Source organism: Candidatus Thioglobus sp. NP1 (assembly GCF_003326015.1).
Classification (GTDB): Bacteria; Pseudomonadota; Gammaproteobacteria; order PS1; family Pseudothioglobaceae; genus Pseudothioglobus; species Pseudothioglobus singularis_A.
The window spans coordinates 318,965-334,726 of the sequence record NZ_CP023860.1 but is presented as its reverse complement, the minus strand read 5'-3'; the positions used below and the strand labels follow the sequence as shown (position 1 = coordinate 334,726).

Annotated in this window: 17 protein-coding genes and 1 tRNA gene; 6 read left to right on the top strand and 12 right to left on the bottom strand. The window is 37.2% G+C overall.

What is annotated here, in order from left to right:
• The first annotated feature begins 23 nt into the window (after nucleotides 1-23).
• Nucleotides 24-662 carry an arylesterase gene (locus CRN91_RS01740; protein WP_114114736.1) on the top strand — a complete coding sequence of 213 codons (639 nt, stop codon included), beginning with the start codon at nucleotides 24-26 and terminating at the stop codon, nucleotides 660-662.
• An 8-nt stretch (nucleotides 663-670) separates the two neighbouring features.
• On the opposite strand, the gene CRN91_RS01735 is transcribed toward CRN91_RS01740, so the two are convergent.
• A complete protein-coding gene (locus tag CRN91_RS01735) occupies nucleotides 671-985 on the bottom strand; it encodes a (2Fe-2S) ferredoxin domain-containing protein (RefSeq protein ID WP_114114735.1) in 315 nt (104 codons plus the stop codon).
• The gene (gene rsmI, locus CRN91_RS01730) at nucleotides 982-1,812 is read right to left on the bottom strand and encodes a 16S rRNA (cytidine(1402)-2'-O)-methyltransferase (protein WP_114114734.1); all 831 of its coding nucleotides are present in this window, start codon (nucleotides 1,810-1,812) and stop codon (nucleotides 982-984) included. Before rsmI ends, CRN91_RS01735 begins: the two co-directional genes overlap by 4 nt.
• A gap of 172 nt (nucleotides 1,813-1,984) precedes the next feature.
• On the opposite strand from rsmI, the gene CRN91_RS01725 reads away from it, so the two are divergent.
• Nucleotides 1,985-2,707: a BON domain-containing protein gene (locus CRN91_RS01725; protein ID WP_114114733.1), complete on the top strand. Its 723-nt coding sequence runs from the start codon at nucleotides 1,985-1,987 to the stop codon at nucleotides 2,705-2,707.
• Here CRN91_RS01725 and CRN91_RS01720 read toward each other — a convergent pair.
• The 8 genes from CRN91_RS01720 to CRN91_RS01685 form a co-directional block, all read right to left on the bottom strand.
• Nucleotides 2,704-3,279 carry a ribonuclease HII gene (locus CRN91_RS01720; protein ID WP_114114732.1) on the bottom strand — a complete coding sequence of 192 codons (576 nt, stop codon included), beginning with the start codon at nucleotides 3,277-3,279 and terminating at the stop codon, nucleotides 2,704-2,706. The two genes, CRN91_RS01725 and CRN91_RS01720, sit on opposite strands and share 4 nt — an antisense overlap.
• Nucleotides 3,276-4,547, bottom strand: a complete 1,272-nt coding sequence (gene purD, locus CRN91_RS01715) for a phosphoribosylamine--glycine ligase (protein WP_114114731.1) — start codon at nucleotides 4,545-4,547, stop codon at nucleotides 3,276-3,278. Before purD ends, CRN91_RS01720 begins: the two co-directional genes overlap by 4 nt.
• Nucleotides 4,548-4,625: 78 nt before the next feature.
• The gene (gene truB, locus CRN91_RS01710; protein ID WP_114114730.1) at nucleotides 4,626-5,537 is read right to left on the bottom strand and encodes a tRNA pseudouridine(55) synthase TruB; all 912 of its coding nucleotides are present in this window, start codon (nucleotides 5,535-5,537) and stop codon (nucleotides 4,626-4,628) included.
• Nucleotides 5,538-5,545: 8 nt separating this feature from the next.
• Nucleotides 5,546-5,884, bottom strand: coding sequence for a 30S ribosome-binding factor RbfA (gene rbfA, locus CRN91_RS01705; protein ID WP_114114729.1), 339 nt, complete (start codon nucleotides 5,882-5,884; stop codon nucleotides 5,546-5,548).
• A gap of 14 nt (nucleotides 5,885-5,898) precedes the next feature.
• Nucleotides 5,899-8,334, bottom strand: a complete 2,436-nt coding sequence (gene infB, locus CRN91_RS01700) for a translation initiation factor IF-2 (protein WP_114114728.1) — start codon at nucleotides 8,332-8,334, stop codon at nucleotides 5,899-5,901.
• A gap of 51 nt (nucleotides 8,335-8,385) precedes the next feature.
• The gene (gene nusA / locus CRN91_RS01695) at nucleotides 8,386-9,861 is read right to left on the bottom strand and encodes a transcription termination factor NusA (RefSeq protein WP_114114727.1); all 1,476 of its coding nucleotides are present in this window, start codon (nucleotides 9,859-9,861) and stop codon (nucleotides 8,386-8,388) included.
• Nucleotides 9,862-9,870: 9 nt separating this feature from the next.
• Nucleotides 9,871-10,332, bottom strand: coding sequence for a ribosome maturation factor RimP (gene rimP, locus CRN91_RS01690; RefSeq protein ID WP_114114726.1), 462 nt, complete (start codon nucleotides 10,330-10,332; stop codon nucleotides 9,871-9,873).
• A 42-nt stretch (nucleotides 10,333-10,374) separates the two neighbouring features.
• Nucleotides 10,375-10,451, bottom strand: a tRNA-Met gene (locus CRN91_RS01685).
• 98 nt (nucleotides 10,452-10,549) lie between these two features.
• Between CRN91_RS01685 and gshB the strand changes: the two genes are divergently transcribed.
• On the top strand, nucleotides 10,550-11,506 hold the full coding sequence (gshB, locus tag CRN91_RS01680; RefSeq protein WP_114114725.1) for a glutathione synthase: 957 nt from the start codon (nucleotides 10,550-10,552) through the stop codon (nucleotides 11,504-11,506).
• Here the strand turns inward: gshB and crcB are convergent.
• On the bottom strand, nucleotides 11,492-11,893 hold the full coding sequence (crcB, locus tag CRN91_RS01675; protein WP_114114724.1) for a fluoride efflux transporter CrcB: 402 nt from the start codon (nucleotides 11,891-11,893) through the stop codon (nucleotides 11,492-11,494). The two genes, gshB and crcB, sit on opposite strands and share 15 nt — an antisense overlap.
• Nucleotides 11,890-13,143: a replication-associated recombination protein A gene (locus tag CRN91_RS01670; RefSeq protein WP_114114723.1), complete on the bottom strand. Its 1,254-nt coding sequence runs from the start codon at nucleotides 13,141-13,143 to the stop codon at nucleotides 11,890-11,892. Before CRN91_RS01670 ends, crcB begins: the two co-directional genes overlap by 4 nt.
• An 86-nt stretch (nucleotides 13,144-13,229) precedes the next feature.
• On the opposite strand from CRN91_RS01670, the gene CRN91_RS01665 reads away from it, so the two are divergent.
• From CRN91_RS01665 to CRN91_RS01655, 3 genes are read left to right on the top strand one after another with little or no spacing between them, the layout of a single operon-like run.
• Complete coding sequence (locus CRN91_RS01665) at nucleotides 13,230-14,396, top strand: lytic murein transglycosylase (RefSeq protein WP_114114722.1); 1,167 nt, start codon at nucleotides 13,230-13,232, stop codon at nucleotides 14,394-14,396.
• A complete protein-coding gene (ruvX, locus tag CRN91_RS01660; RefSeq protein ID WP_114114721.1) occupies nucleotides 14,393-14,821 on the top strand; it encodes a Holliday junction resolvase RuvX in 429 nt (142 codons plus the stop codon). The genes CRN91_RS01665 and ruvX overlap by 4 nt, the downstream gene beginning before the upstream one ends.
• Entirely contained in the window at nucleotides 14,802-15,761 is a 960-nt protein-coding gene (locus CRN91_RS01655) for an aspartate carbamoyltransferase catalytic subunit (RefSeq protein WP_114114720.1), read from the top strand. Before ruvX ends, CRN91_RS01655 begins: the two co-directional genes overlap by 20 nt.
• Nucleotide 15,762: the final 1 nt, after the last annotated feature.

The following is a 15,762-nucleotide window of genomic DNA, read 5'->3' as shown; positions in this document are numbered from 1 at the left end:
CAATCTAATATAAAATTCAGCGCATGATTATCTCAAAAAAATATAGTGTCAAATCATTATTTGTAAGCTTGGTGCTTATATTTTTTATATCAAATGCCTATGCAGATAATTATCTAAAAGTTATGCTCTATGGTGACAGCCTAATGGCTGGATATGGACTACCTCAAAATGAAAACTTAGCCTCAGAACTTTCAAGAAACTTTACAGATGGGCCCGCATTAAAATTTATTAATGCCAGCATTTCTGGAAATACTTCTAAAAATGGTTTATCTAGATTGGATTGGTCTCTTGGTGATAACCCAGATATAGTAATTTTATGTTTAGGTGCCAACGACATGTTAAGAGGCCTCAGTCCAACTCTTACTAGTAATAATCTCAATAGAATAATAACTAAATTTAAAAAAAATGATGCCGTTGTGATACTTGCTGGAATGCTCTCTCCAGAGAGTATGGGGCCTGATTATCAAACTGAGTTTGATAACATTTATCCTGAACTTTCAGAAAAACATAGCCTTATTTTCATGCCTTTTTTATTGGAGGAAGTTGCCCTTCAAAAAGCATTATTACTCCCTGATTATAAACATCCAAATGCACAGGGAATTAAGACTATCGCAGCCAACTTAAGGCCTTATATTATTGAAGCAATAGCAAAAGTGAAATAATAAAAATACTATTTAATTAGTAACCTATCAACAATTTTTCCACCCTCAAGGTGGGATTCAAGAATCTCATCAATATCTTCTTCATCAATGTATTGATACCAGACATTATCTGGGTAGACAACCAAAACAGGTCCATTTTCACAACGCCCCAGGCACCGAGACTCACTTACACCGAGACCCCCTTTTCCCAATGACTGATTGGCACGGCACTTATCCTTAGCATAACGATACATCTCTTTAGCACCACTTTGTGAGCAGCACTGCTTACCATCAACCCGAACATTGTTGCAGAAAAAAATATGGTGTTTGTAAAAATTACTCATAACGCTATAGCTCTCTTGTAACAGTTTTTTTTATCAATTCCAGTAATTTTAGATGCTAATTTAGCAGCCTTTGCAGCTCCCATTTCAGAGCATAGAATCGGCAATAACATTTCAAGCTGAGTTTCAGCCTCATCTATGTCTATTTTATCAGCAGGAGAAACTAAAATCACAAATTCACCTTTTTGGTGACTTTCGTCAGTTGCAAAGTATTCAATTAAATTAGGTAGTTTATTGGTAAGGATTGTCTCGAAGGATTTTGTTAACTCTTTTGCAATACAAACATCACGACTGGCTCCAAAAACTTTAAGCAAGTCTTCCATTGTTGACAAAATACGCTTAGGAGATTCATAGAAAATTATCGTTTCTTGAAGATTTGTTTTGGCTTGAAGCATCTTTAATCTAGCAGCCTGTCTTGATGGAAGAAAGCCAAAGAAAGTAAACTTATCAATGGCTAACCCAGAGGCTGACAATGCTGTAATTAAGGCACTTGGCCCTGGGATAGGGACAACATCAATACCTTCTTTTTTTGCAGTTGAAACTAGAACAAACCCTGGATCACTTATAAGAGGAGTACCTGCATCACTTATTAGGGCAACCTGCTTGCCGTCATTAATTTCAGCTATTATTGAATCTGTTTTTTCTCTCTCATTATGCTCATGTAAGGCTCTAATTGATGTGGTGATTTCATAATGAGTAAATAGTTTTTTACTGTGTCTAGTATCTTCTGCAAGAACAATATCAACACTCTTTAGAATATCAATAGCTCTCAGGGTGATATCACTTAAGTTACCGATAGGCGTTGCAACAATAAAAAGCTTTCCAGTCATAAAAATTTATTAAACATTAAATAAATATTGTTAGTAGTCATCATTATGCTTTATAAGACGAGTGTTTCCTAGATTAATCTTTATCTTTAGCTCAAAAAAATACTTAATCTGATTTAAAATAGAATATATATCTTTTTTTAAAATTTCGACTAATTAGAAACAAGGAGTAATAATGAAAAAAGTAATTCTTTTAGGCTTTTTATTAATTTCTGCATCCTTCTTAAGCTCTTGCTCACCAATTATTCAAGGTGCTGCTGCCGTTACCACTGTTGCAACAATGGCAAATGATCGTCGATCTATGGGTGAAATTTTAGATGACAAAGCACTGTATATGGATTTGAGCAATCTTGTTAATAAGGATCCAATGTTGGATGATGCGCATATCAATTTCAATGTATTTAATAAATCTGTTCTTATGACTGGTGAAGCTCCAGATGATGATCTTAAAAATTATTTAGAGGAGCAAGTTAAAAGAAGAGCTCCCTTAATGAAACAACTCATTAATGAGGTAGAGGTAATGCCAAACAGTAGTTACTTATCCCGTGCAAAAGATGGTGTAATTTCTGTGCAAATTGAAGCATTATTTCTTGACCAAGAGGTTTTTCATCCCAGACATGTATCGGTTCTTACCGAAAGAAAGACAGTTTATCTAATGGGATCAGTGACGAAAAGGGAGGCAGAGCATGCTACCAATGTTGCTAGTAAAGCAAAAAATGTAAATAAAGTAGTTAAACTATTTAACTATTTATTAGTTCGTCCTGCAGAAGAAATTGAAAGAGACAATAAGAAAAAGGAAGATGCAGAAAGAAAAGCAGAGTTAGATGCTAAAAGGGCTGAACTTGAAGCTGCTCAAGCTGAGCTTCAAAGACAGATGGACGAACTCAACTCAAATTAATAATTTTTTATTGGTGCAAATGAGGCTCTATGAATGCCCTTTATAGGGCCGAATTTATTAAGAGCATCAAGGTGTTCCCTTGTACCGTAACCTTTATGTTTAGCAAAGCCATAGCCTGGATAATTTAAATCAAGCTCTTTCATTTGTCTATCCCTTGTAACTTTTGCAATAACAGATGCTGCTGATATAACTGGTTCGATTAGATCACCTTTGACTATTGCCTGACAATTGCCAACATCTGGACATTGATTCCCATCCACAAGAACACTAAATTGATCATCTTTGTCACTTATAGAAAGCTCCAGTTGTAAATTATTAACTGCTCTTTTCATTGCAAGCATTGTTGCCTGAAGAATATTAATTTGATCTATCTCAATGCTGCTAGCTTCGCCAACAGACCAATTACATTTCTGAACAATTTGAGAGTAGAAACTTTCCCGTTTTTTTTCAGTTAATTTTTTTGAGTCAGTCAAGCCCTCTAAATAGAAATTTTCAGGAAAAGCTACTGCAGCTGCAATAACACTTCCAACTAAAGGCCCCCTTCCAGCTTCATCTACACCAATAATGATCAAGTTGAAACTCCTTTAAATCCAATATCAGTTCTATAGTAAGGTGTTTGCCATTTGACATTTTTAATAAGATCATAAGCTTTTTTTTGTGAATCTTTGATATCATAACCTAGGCTTGTTACACAAAGAACTCGGCCACCATTACTAAGGATATTTCCTTGGTTTTCAATTGTCCCTGCGTGAAAAATCTTAGAGTCTAAAGGCTCTTGTGGTAGCTCAATTTTTTCACCTTTTTTATAGGAATTTGGATAACCCTTTGCTGCCATAACAACACCTAAAGCTGTTCTATCATCCCACTCAGCCGATTGTGTATCTAAAGTTCCTTGAGAAGCAGAAAGGCAAAGTTGGGCTAAATTTGACTTTAAACGCATCATAATTGGTTGCGTCTCAGGATCCCCAAATCTACAGTTGTACTCTAAAACTTTTATTTCACCCTTTTTATTGATCATAAGTCCTGCGTATAAAAAACCAGTATAAGGCATACCTTCTGATTGCATTGCATCTACTGTTTTTCTTATTACTCCGTCCATCACCTGATCATAAATAGCGTCAGTAACACATGGTGCTGGTGAGTATGCCCCCATACCACCAGTATTTGGACCTTTATCTTCATTATCTCGAGCCTTGTGATCTTGTGATGTTGCCATTGGAAGAATATTAACCCCGTCCACCATGACAATAAAGCTAGCCTCTTCGCCAGTTAAAAACTCCTCAATAACCACTCTTGACCCAGCATCTCCAAATCGATTCCCTTCTAACATATCTTCAATTGCGTCTGTTGCTTCTTGTAATGTACTTGCGATAATGACACCTTTTCCTGCAGCAAGCCCATCAGCTTTAATTACGATTGGAGTTCCTTTTTCTTTTACATAGTTAGTAGCTTTTTCCGTCTCAGTAAAAACCTTATAAAAAGCTGTAGGAATATTGTTTCTCTGCAAAAAGTCCTTACAAAATGCCTTGGAGCCCTCTAATTGTGACGCTTGTTTACTGGGTCCAAATATAGCTAAGCCCTGTTGACAAAAGTCATCCACAATTCCCATGACTAAAGGAGCTTCAGGACCAACAATTGTAATATCTATTGATTCATATTTAGCAAATTCTATAAGTGCGGGTATGTCTTCTGAATTTATTTTTACATTTGATATTTTTTTTTCTAAGGCACATCCAGCATTACCAGGCGCTACAAAAACATGCGTCACTTCAGAGAAATTAGCACACTGCCAAGCCAGTGCATGCTCTCTTCCTCCAGATCCAATGATTAAAACTTTCATTAATGTTTCCTTATTTTTTTTCTAAGAAAAAATAGAATAATTAGTCTTTGAATTATAATGACTAGGCAAGAATATTTGCTATACAAATAAGCGTTTTGGCAAAACCTCAGATAGAAGACTACTTTCACCAATGCCAATAAACTGATTGTTATGATCATAAAGCCTAAGTTTCTTAATTGAGTCAAAACCACTGAAAGAGATTTTTCTGCCAAGTTTTATATCATTAGTTTGTTCTTCATTTAGATGAATACTTTGAAGAGTAGGTAACATCTCATCGGCGTTTAAAATTACCGTATCTAAATTTTCAAAACCTACTTCTTTTAGCCTTACTAACTGTTCATAATTTAAACTTTGACTAATATCAAAATGACAAAAACCTGTTCTTCTGAGCTCAACAACATAAGCACTAGATCCAAGATTTACTCCAATATCCTCAACCAAAGTTCTGATATAGGTCCCCTTAGAACATGAAACGCTTATTGTCATGATATCGTCTGCATAATCAATAAAACTAATATCATAAATTTTAACTGGCCTTGCAGCTCTATCAACTTCAATACCTTTCCTAGCCAGCTTATAAAGAGGAGTGCCATTTCTCTTAAGTGCAGAATACATAGGGGGGATTTGCTCAATATCACCAATGAAGTTAATCAAGCTATCCTTAATTACATTTTTATTAATAGCTGAAGTGGAGCCACAATCAACTATATTGCCCTCAGAGTCTCCAGTAGTACTTGACTGACCCATCTTTGCACGAACATAATATTGTTTATCGCCGTCTAGAAGAAATTGGGCAACTTTTGTTGCCTGACCAAGGCAAATTGGCAGCAAACCACTTGCTAATGGATCTAAACTACCAGTATGTCCAGCCTTATTAGCATCAAACAAACGTTTAACTTCTTGAAGAACTGTATTAGAGCTTTTTCCAGTGCTTTTATCTAGAAGTATAACTCCATTGATGTCTCTGCCAGTTGGATTTCGTCTTGACATTTATTGATTCAGAGTTTACTTAAAAGGTCATCCATTCGAGCCCCAGTATTAGGAGCAGTATCATAGATAAAACTAAGTGCCGGCGTATGACGCAAATCTAAAACCTTAGAAAGACTGGATCTAAAAAAACCACTGGCCTTATTAAGAAGAGTAGTAACAGTTTTTTGTACACTTTCATCAACAGAAAAAAACACTTTTGCACTTGTCAAATCACGACTTACCTTGACATCTGTAATTACAACTTCTTGAAGTCTAGGATCTTTTGTTTCTTTGCTTAGCAAAAGCACCAGTTCACGCCTTATAAGCTCATTTACCCTTTCGGCTCTATAACTGGTTTGCTGTGCCATTAAGAATAAAACTCCTATAGAGTCCGAGCACGCTCGATTCGCTCGAATACCTCAATTTGATCACCAGGCTGAACATCTTTATAGTTCAGAACTCCAATACCACATTCAGTTCCAGACTTAACCTCTTTAACATCGTCTTTGAAGCGCCTTAGAGACTCTAATTCACCCTCATAAATAACCACACTTTCTCGTAAAACACGAATTGGACTATCTTTTTTGACAACACCTTCTTCAACCATACAACCTGCTATATCACCAAATTTTGGAGATCTAAAGACATCCTTCACTCCTGCAATTCCAATAATATTTTCACTTAGTTCTGGACTTAGTAAACCACCCATAATAGCCTTGATATCATCAATCACATTATAAATGATGCTGTAATATTCTATTTTAACATCCTCTGTATCAGCAGTTTTCCTGGCAACAGCATCAGCTCTCACATTAAAACCAAGAACTAGGGCGCCTGATGCGCTAGCTAAAGAAATGTCGGTATTATTAATTGCACCAACACCGGAAGCAATAACCTTTACCTTAACCTCATCTGTAGAAAGCTCTTCTAAAGCCTCGACTAATGCTTGAGCTGAACCACGAACATCTGATTTAAGCAACACATTTACAGTTGACACCTCGCCTTCTTCCATCTTAGAAAAGAAATCGTCCATCTTTCCTGCTTGTTGTTTTTGAAGTTCAGACTCACGATCTTTAGTCTTTCTGAATTCTGCAACTTCTCTAGCCTTTCTTTCACTTTCAACTACAAGAACTTCAGCACCAGAATCTGGAACACCTGATAACCCTAGAATTTCAACAGGTGCGGAGGGTAAAGCCTTGTTTATAGTCTTTCCATTATCATCAATAATTTGTTTAACCTTACCAAACTCCTGTCCTGCAATCACAATATCGCCTTTGTTAAGAGTTCCTGACTGAACAAGTATAGTAGTAACTTTACCACGACCTTTATCTAACCTAGCCTCAAGAACAACGCCACTAGCTGGCTTATCTACAACTGCAGTAATTTCATTCATTTCAGCAGTCAAAGAAATACTTTCAAGAAGTTCATCAATGCCTTCACCAGTATGGGCTGAAACTCCAACCATTAATACATCACCACCCCATTCATCAGAAATAACGTCATGAGTAGAGAGAACCTGTTTGACTTTATCAATATCTGCACCCTCTTTGTCAATCTTATTAATTGCAACAATAATTGGTACATTGGAATCTTTAGCATGTTTAATGGATTCAATAGTTTGGGGCATAACACCGTCATCAGCTGCAACAACTAAAATAACGATATCAGTTGCTGTTGCTCCACGAAGCCTCATTTTAGAAAATGCAGCATGTCCCGGAGTATCAATAAATGTAATACGGTTATCCTTTTGGCTAACTTGATATGCACCAATATGTTGAGTAATGCCTCCAGCCTCTACAGAGGCAACTTTAGATTTTCGGATATAGTCTAGAAGAGAAGTTTTTCCATGGTCAACATGGCCCATAATTGCAACTACAGGTGGCCTTGGTGATGTCTCTAGATCTTCAGTAACTTCCTGCACCAAAGTATCTTCAATAGTTTCTTCACTACTTGCAATAGGTGTATGGCCCATTTCTTCGACAACAAGCATTGCAGTATCTTGATCAATAACATCATTAAGTGTTGCCATAACACCCATACCCATCATCACTTTGAGAACCTCACCAGCTTTTGTAGTCATTTTGCTAGCCAGCTCAGAAATTTTAATCATCTCAGGAATATGCACGTCATGCTTGATAGGTTCAACTGGCATATGAAAACCGTGCTGTGCTTGTTCATCTTGAACTTTTTGTGAAATCTTTGTGCGCTCCTTTTTCTTAAGCTTTCTATTAGGATTATGTCTGGCAACATGAAGCTCTTTTCGATTAGGAGCAGGAGTATTCCTCAGTCGTTTAGGCTGTTTTTTTGCATCATTAGCTTTTTCAGACTCAACCTTATCTTTATCTTTTTTAGTCTGCTCATCTTTTTCAGCAGTTTCATTTTGTATTTTCTGGGCTTGCAACTCTTCGGTTTTTATTTTTTGCTGACGAACCATATCATTGCGCTTAGCATCATGCTCTTCATCTTTCTGTTCAGAGAGTCTTCCAGCTTCTAGAGCCTGCTTGGCTTTCAAAATTGCAGTGTCATCAACAGTTTCAGAGGTTATATTTTGAGGAACCTCACGCTTCTTTTTAACCTGAATCTTAACACCACCTGAAGAGGGAGTCTTTTCAGGTTGCTTAGGCGTTTTTCGAGAAACAGATATAGTAGATTTAGTGCCAGAACGTTTGCTTAAACTTGACATTAAAATCTGTCTTTCATCTGCAGAGATATTTGATTCTGCTGTTTTTCCTGAAATCCCAGCACCTATTAGAATTGCTATGACTTGATCAGGTGTTTTTCTGAGTAATTTAGATAAACTTTCTACAGTATGTGCCATATTTATTGCCTATATATTCGTGATAATCATTCTTAAAAAAAACTCATAAAATTAGTCAAACCAGCCTTCTTTTTCTCTTGCTGCCATAATGATAGCTGAAGCATTATCGTTGCCAACATCTTGTATCTCTAGAAGCTCAACAATTGCTAGCTCTGCAAGTGCCTCTACTGTAGTTATTTCAGCATCCACAAGTGAATTTGCAAGCACGTCATCAACACCCTCAACACTTAATAAAATTTCTGTAGCTTCAGAGTCATTTAATGCTTTTACAAGCTGAGCATCTTGCGCCCTCTCTTGAAGCTCCCCCACCATCTCAGAATCAAACTCCTCAATCTTTGATAATACATCTGATTCAGCATCCGCAATTTCATCAAGACTCGTATAACCTTCATCAATTAACACGCCAGCAACCTCTGCATCAACGCCAAGTTTTTCAGCGAGTTTTTCACCAGTTTTTTGCAGCTCTTTTGCCTGCATATCATCTGCATCAGCTAGTGACATTACATTTAGCTTCCAACCAGTTAACTTACTTGCTAATTTGATATTTTGACCACCTCTTCCAATTGCTAATGCTAATTGATCTTCTTCAACTGCGATATCCATAGATCCCTTTTCCTCATCAACAATGATCGAGCTAACCTCTGCTGGTGCCATTGCATTAATGACAAATTGCGCAGGATCCTCGTCCCAAAGAATAATATCAACTCGCTCACCATTAAGTTCATTTGAGACTGCTTGTACACGAGCACCTCTCATACCAATGCAAGAACCAATTGGATCAATGCGCTTATCTTTTGCTTTGACAGCAAGCTTTGAACGAAGACCTGGATCTCTTGCTCCAGCCTTAATCTCAATGACGCCCTCACTAATCTCAGGAACCTCCATTTCAAAAAGTTCGATCATCATGTCATTAACGGTTCTACTCAAAAAGATTTGTGCACCACGAGGTGTGGACTTCACTTCTTTAATATAGGCCCTTAATCGATCATTTTTTCTTATAGACTCATTAGGTATCAGGTCATACTTTGAAATCATGCCGTCAATACCACCCATATCAACAAAGACATTACCCCTATCAACCCTTTTGACAGTAGCCATAACTACCTCACCAACACGCTGAGTGAAGTTATCAACAACGACTGTCCTCTCGGCTTCGCGCACCTTTTGAATAATAACTTGCTTAGCAACTTGTGCGGCAATCCTACCAAACTCCATAGATTCCATAGGCTCTTCAACATATGCATCAACTTCAAGACCGCCTGACTCTGCCTGATAAATATGGAGCTCTGAATCAAATGTGTTTCCATCGTCATCTACAAATTGCTCACCATCTTCAATAACTTGCCAACGCCTAAAGGTATTAAATTCACCACTATGTCTATCGACTTCGACACGGACATCGATATTGTTGCGTTTTTTTGTTGCCACTGCTAAGGCCTCTTCTAATGACTCTATAACATCATCTTTAGTTATATTTTTTTCATTTGAGATTGCCTCAATCATTAAAAATAACTCTTTGCCATCCATCTACTTCTCCTAAAAATGAGCAACTAAATTTGCTTTTTCAATTAAATCTATATCAAGTGTAACTGGGCCAAGCTCAGTTACTAACTCAAAAGTATTACTGGTTTCACTTACACTTCCAATGGCTCCAGTAAAATTTCTTCTGCCATCTAATGGTCTATAAGTCCTTAAACGAACATCATGTCCTAAAAAACGTTGGTAGTGAGCCACTTTAAAAAGAGGTCTCTCAATGCCTGGTGAGGAAACCTCAAGATTATACTGACCACTTATAGGATCTTCAACATCCATTATTGCGCTCACTTGCCTTGAAACTGTCTCACAATCATCCACTCCAATGCCTTTCTCTGAATCAATATAAAGCCTTAATACTGAGTGCTTACCACTGGAGACGTATTCTACACCCAGTAGCTCATAGCCCAAATCATTAATACTTGGGTTAATTATTGAAAACAACTTGTCAGCAATCTTGGCCACAAAAAATTCCTAATAAAAACCCCCAAAAGAGGGGGTCTAAATTGGTAGCGGGGATAGGATTTGAACCTATGACCTTCGGGTTATGAGCCCGACGAGCTACCATACTGCTCCACCCCGCACTAAAGAGGCGAAATTATACGCCGAAAACCTTTCTACTTCAACATTTTTCACCCTGTATGCGTATTTATTCTGAAACAGCTTACTTTATAATAAGCCCATGAAGCAAATTATACTCGGTGTGCTGATGGATGATATTGCCAGCATTAAACCTAAAAAAGACTCCTCATTTGCCATGATGCTAGAGGCACAAAGGCGTGGCTGGATAATTTATACTTTTGATAGTAATGATATGTTTCATCTTAAGGGAGAAGTTTTTGCCAATGCTTGCAAAACCAAACTTAAAGACTCTGAGCTAGATTGGTATCAGTGTGAAGAGCCTATAACACTTCCTTTATCTGAAACAGATGTTGTATTTATGAGAAAAGACCCGCCCTTTGATATGGATTATATCTATGCAACTTACCTCCTAGAGCAAGCAGAATTAAGTGGCGTTTTAGTTGTCAACAAACCAAGCTCACTAAGAGATGCAAATGAAAAAATGTTTGCCCTTAACTTTCCAGATTGTATTCCCAAAACTCTTGTTAGTTCAAACAATGAAAAACTAATAGACTTTATTAACAGTAATAATGAAGTTGTTGTAAAACCTCTTGATGGTATGGGTGGTAAAGATATATACAAACTTCAGAGGGGTGATGCAAATATTAAAGAGGTGCTTCAGAAAATAACTAATCAAGGAAAACGCTTCATAATGGCACAAGAATTTCTGCCTGAAATCAAGTACGGGGATAAGAGAATCTTACTAATAAATGGAGAGCCTGTTGACTATGCCCTTGCTCGCATGCCAGCTAAAGGAAGCTTCAAAGGTAATCTTGCTGCTGGTGCCAAAGGAGTTGGTCAAGAGCTATCTGATAGAGACCGTTTTTTATGCAAGCAGATTGCACCAATGCTGATTGAAAAAGATTTGTTATTTGTTGGTCTTGATGTAATTGGTGATTATATAACAGAGATAAATGTTACGAGCCCAACATGCATTCGAGAACTCGATAGCGAGTTCAACCTTAATATTTCCTCTTCAATTCTTGATGCAGTTGAAACTAAATTAGGACTGGGCTAGATTAAATCCATATTTTGCGAGCATAAAACCTAAGCTAGCTGCCAGAACTGACAGCCCAACATTTAATAAAATATTTAATAGCGCTTGACTATAACTTCCTCCACTAAGCATCTCAACTGACTCTATTGAAAGCGCTGACATGGTTGTTAAGGAACCTGTCAATCCAACGAGTAACATCAACCTATAGGTCTCACTAAGTAATAGTTTTTCCAAAATAAAAACGACTAAGAGTCCTGCAATAAATGAGCCTAAAACATTTGAAATTAAAGTGCCATATGGTAGAGCTTTTCCAAGATACTGAACAGATACAATACCAATATAATAACGGCAACTTGCGCCAACCGTTGCCCCTATTCCAATAGTTGCTATCGACGTTAATGCACTCATAATTTTGGCCTCAATTGCTTTAATTTTTCTTTAATTTTAATCTCAAGACCGCGCTCAGTAGGCTCATAATAAATCTGCTCTCCCATCTCCTCAGGAAAATAGGTCTGTCCTTCACTGAATGCATCAGGCTCATTATGCGAGTATCGATAATCCTTGCCATGCCCAAGCTCCTCAAGTAACTTTGTAGTGGCATTTCTAAGATGGATAGGAACATCAAGATGACTCGTCTCCTTAGCAACATCCATAGCCTTATTGAAAGCTTTATAAACCGCATTAGATTTTGGTGCACAAGAGCAAAAAACTGCGGCATGGGCAATAGCTCGATTACCCTCTTTATCCCCTAAACGCTCATACACATCCCATGCATTAAGTGCAATTTGAAGGGCTCTAGGATCGGCATTTCCAATATCTTCAGAAGCGATTGCTAGAAGTCTTCTTGCAATAACCTTTGGGTCACAACCTGAAACAATCATTCTCGCCATCCAATAAAGAGCGCCATCTGGAGATGAACCTCGAACCGACTTATGAAATGCTGATAATTGTTGATAATAAATATCACCACCCTTATCAAAACTGGCTACCTTAGTTTGCAAAATTTTAGAGACATCATTTATACTTAATGTTCGATTTGATTTGTCTGTTAGCTGCTCAATGATATTAATTAAACGACGAGCATCACCATCACTATGCTCAATGATTAAAGACAATGCGTCATCATCTTTAAGTGTAATTTTTTGGCTTTTGATGGCCTTGCTTGCAATTATTTTCAGGTCTTCATCTCTGAGCTTATTAAGAATATAAACACGCATCCTTGATAATAATGAAGAGTTAATCTCAAAAGAGGGATTTTCAGTAGTAGCGCCAATTAAGGTAATAAGTCCAGACTCAATATGAGGCAAAAAAGCATCCTGCTGAGCTTTATTGAAACGATGAATTTCGTCTACGAATAAGATTGTATTTTTATCATGTTGCTTATAAAGTTCAGCATGTTCAATTACATTTCTAAGCTCTTTAATTCCATCTAGCACAGCTGACATCTGCTCAAAGTGGGCTCCCATCTGCGAGCAAATAATTCTTGCAAGAGTTGTCTTTCCAACTCCTGAAGGACCCCAAAAAACCATTGAAAGGAATTGCTTATCTGCCAGGGCTTTACCAATAGGTTTATCAGATTTAAGGAGGTGGTCTTGTCCTATAAAATCATTTAATTTAGTAGGACGTAATACCTCAGCTAATGGTTGATAAGTCGACATAAATATTAAAAAATTAATTTTGTACTTTGATTATTATCTTCTTTATTTGTTACCATAAGCGCATATTTAAACATTATAATTTACCCATGTTTTTAAGATTTTTTTGCCTTGTTTTTTTTACAACAAGCGTATTTGCTAATTCCCAATCATTTGAGGACTTCCTAAGTCAGGTCAGAACGACTGCAATAGAACAGGGTGTCTCTAAAATGACAATTGATAAAGCATTTTTCGAACTTACTCCTAATACAGATATCCTCAAATCAGACAGCTCTCAAGCTGAATTTAATCAAAATTTTTGGCACTATGTCAATAAAAGAGTAAGCAATGTTCGTCTCAGTAATGGAAGAGAAAGCTTAAAACAAAATGCCTCATTACTCAATAAAACATCTGAAAAATATGGTGTGCCTGCATACGTTCTAGTAGCATTTTTAGGCCTTGAAAGTAACTATGGTAATTACATGGGGAATGAAAGTCTTGTGCGTTCTCTAGCAACCCTTGCTTATGACCCAAGACGCTCAGGGTTTTTCACAAAAGAACTAATTGCTGCATTAAAACTTATGGACAAGAACACCATACCAATTAATGCAAAAGGATCTTGGGCTGGAGCCATGGGAGCTGTTCAGTTCATGCCTACAAATGTTATTGCCTATGGTGTTGATGCTAATAATGATGGTAAGGTTGACCTTTGGAATGACAAAGCAGATATTTATGCAAGTGCTGCAAACTTTCTTAAAAAACTTGGCTGGAAAAAAGGAGAAAAATGGGGGCGTGAAGCTAAAATACCTAAGAACTTTGATTACCGCTTAACGGGTTTAAAAAACGAAAAAACGGTTAATGAATGGGCTGCATTAGGAGTCTTAAAAGGGAATGGCTCAAGCCTACCTACCTCAAATTTCAAATCATCTTTAATTGTGCCAATGGGCCATAAAGGTCCTGCCTTTTTAGTGTATCGAAACTTTGATACAATTATGGGTTGGAATCGTTCAATTCTTTATGCACTATCCGTCGCTTATTTATCAGATCGTATTAAAGGTGGGGGGAAATTAAGCGCCAAATTAATAGATGAACCACTTTTGAGTAAAGAGAACGTAATGCAAATACAGAATACTTTAAATTTACTTGGCTATGACACTGGAACTCCAGATGGAATGGCAGGACCAAAGACAAGAGAAGCAACAAGAATGTTTCAGTCTGATATTGGTCTTGTAGCTGATGGTTATATTGGGTATGAGTTATTCCAAGTCCTTCAATGATAATCAAAACCTACCTTGGTTTTGATGTTGGCACTAAAAGAACGGGTATTGCAATTGCTAATAGTTTGACTTTACATGCTAGTGGCATTGAAACTATCCTGCATAACAAAGATGGATCAACTAATTGGGCACAACTCGAAAAAACTATTAACAAACATCAGCCAGATAAATTCATAGTTGGTGTGCCCCTTGATAAAGATAATAAAGAGCAGGAGATGACATTTATAGCTCGCTCCTTTGGGAGAAAGCTTGAGAAACGATTTGATAAAGAAGTCATTTTTATTGACGAATATTTATCATCGTCAGAAGCGAAAAAACAACTAAAATGGCACTACGCTCATAAGAATGCTGACAGGGGCGATGTAGATAAGCGCTCAGCCAAACTAATTTTACAGACTTGGCTTAATGAAACCACACACGATTAGCAACGAATCACAACTAAACTCAAATGGAAGGTTGGTCCATCTCTTAGGCTTAAAAGGACTTCCAAAAAATCAGCTAGAGAAAATATTAGATGTAGCTGATGGACTTATAGATAGTAAAGGAAATCTCCAAAAATCAAAAATCTTAAGGGATATGTCGGTTGCAAATCTATTCTTTGAACCGTCAACTAGAACTCGAAATACTTTTGAAATTGCTGCCAAGAGAACAAGTGCTAAGACAATAAATGTGGATCTTGCAAATTCAGCAACCAAAAAAAATGAAACCTTGATGGATACAATGCATACCCTTAAGGCTATGCAAATTGACATGTTTGTTATTCGTCACAAACAAAATGGAATACCTCATCATGTTGCAGAGAATATTGAGGGAGTTTCAATTTTAAATGCTGGTGATGGCATTAATGCGCACCCAACACAAGCTTTACTAGACGTCCTTACAATAAGACAGCGCAAAGGACAATTTGACAACTTATCAGTTGCTATTGTGGGTGACATTAGACACTCGCGAGTTGCCCGCTCTGGAATCCAAGCGATGAAGACATTAGGCACAACAGATATTCGCCTTATAGCGCCTGAGACCCTTCATTATAAAGAAGAGACACCTGATTTAGAACGCTTTGATAACCTCAAGAAAGGTATTGAGGGTGCTGATGTTATTATTTCCTTGAGACTACAAAAAGAAAGAATGATTGCAGCAGATATTCCAGATGAGCAGACATATTTTGATAATTTTGGTCTTACTAATGAGATTTTAAAACATGCAAAACCAGACGCTATTGTGATGCATCCTGGACCAGTTAATAGAGGCATTGAACTTGAATCTAGTGTTGCAGATGGACCCCAGTCAGTCATCCTGCAGCAGGTAACTAATGGCATTGCAGTTCGCATGGCTGCTATGGAAATTTTAGCAGGAGCCTTTTAAA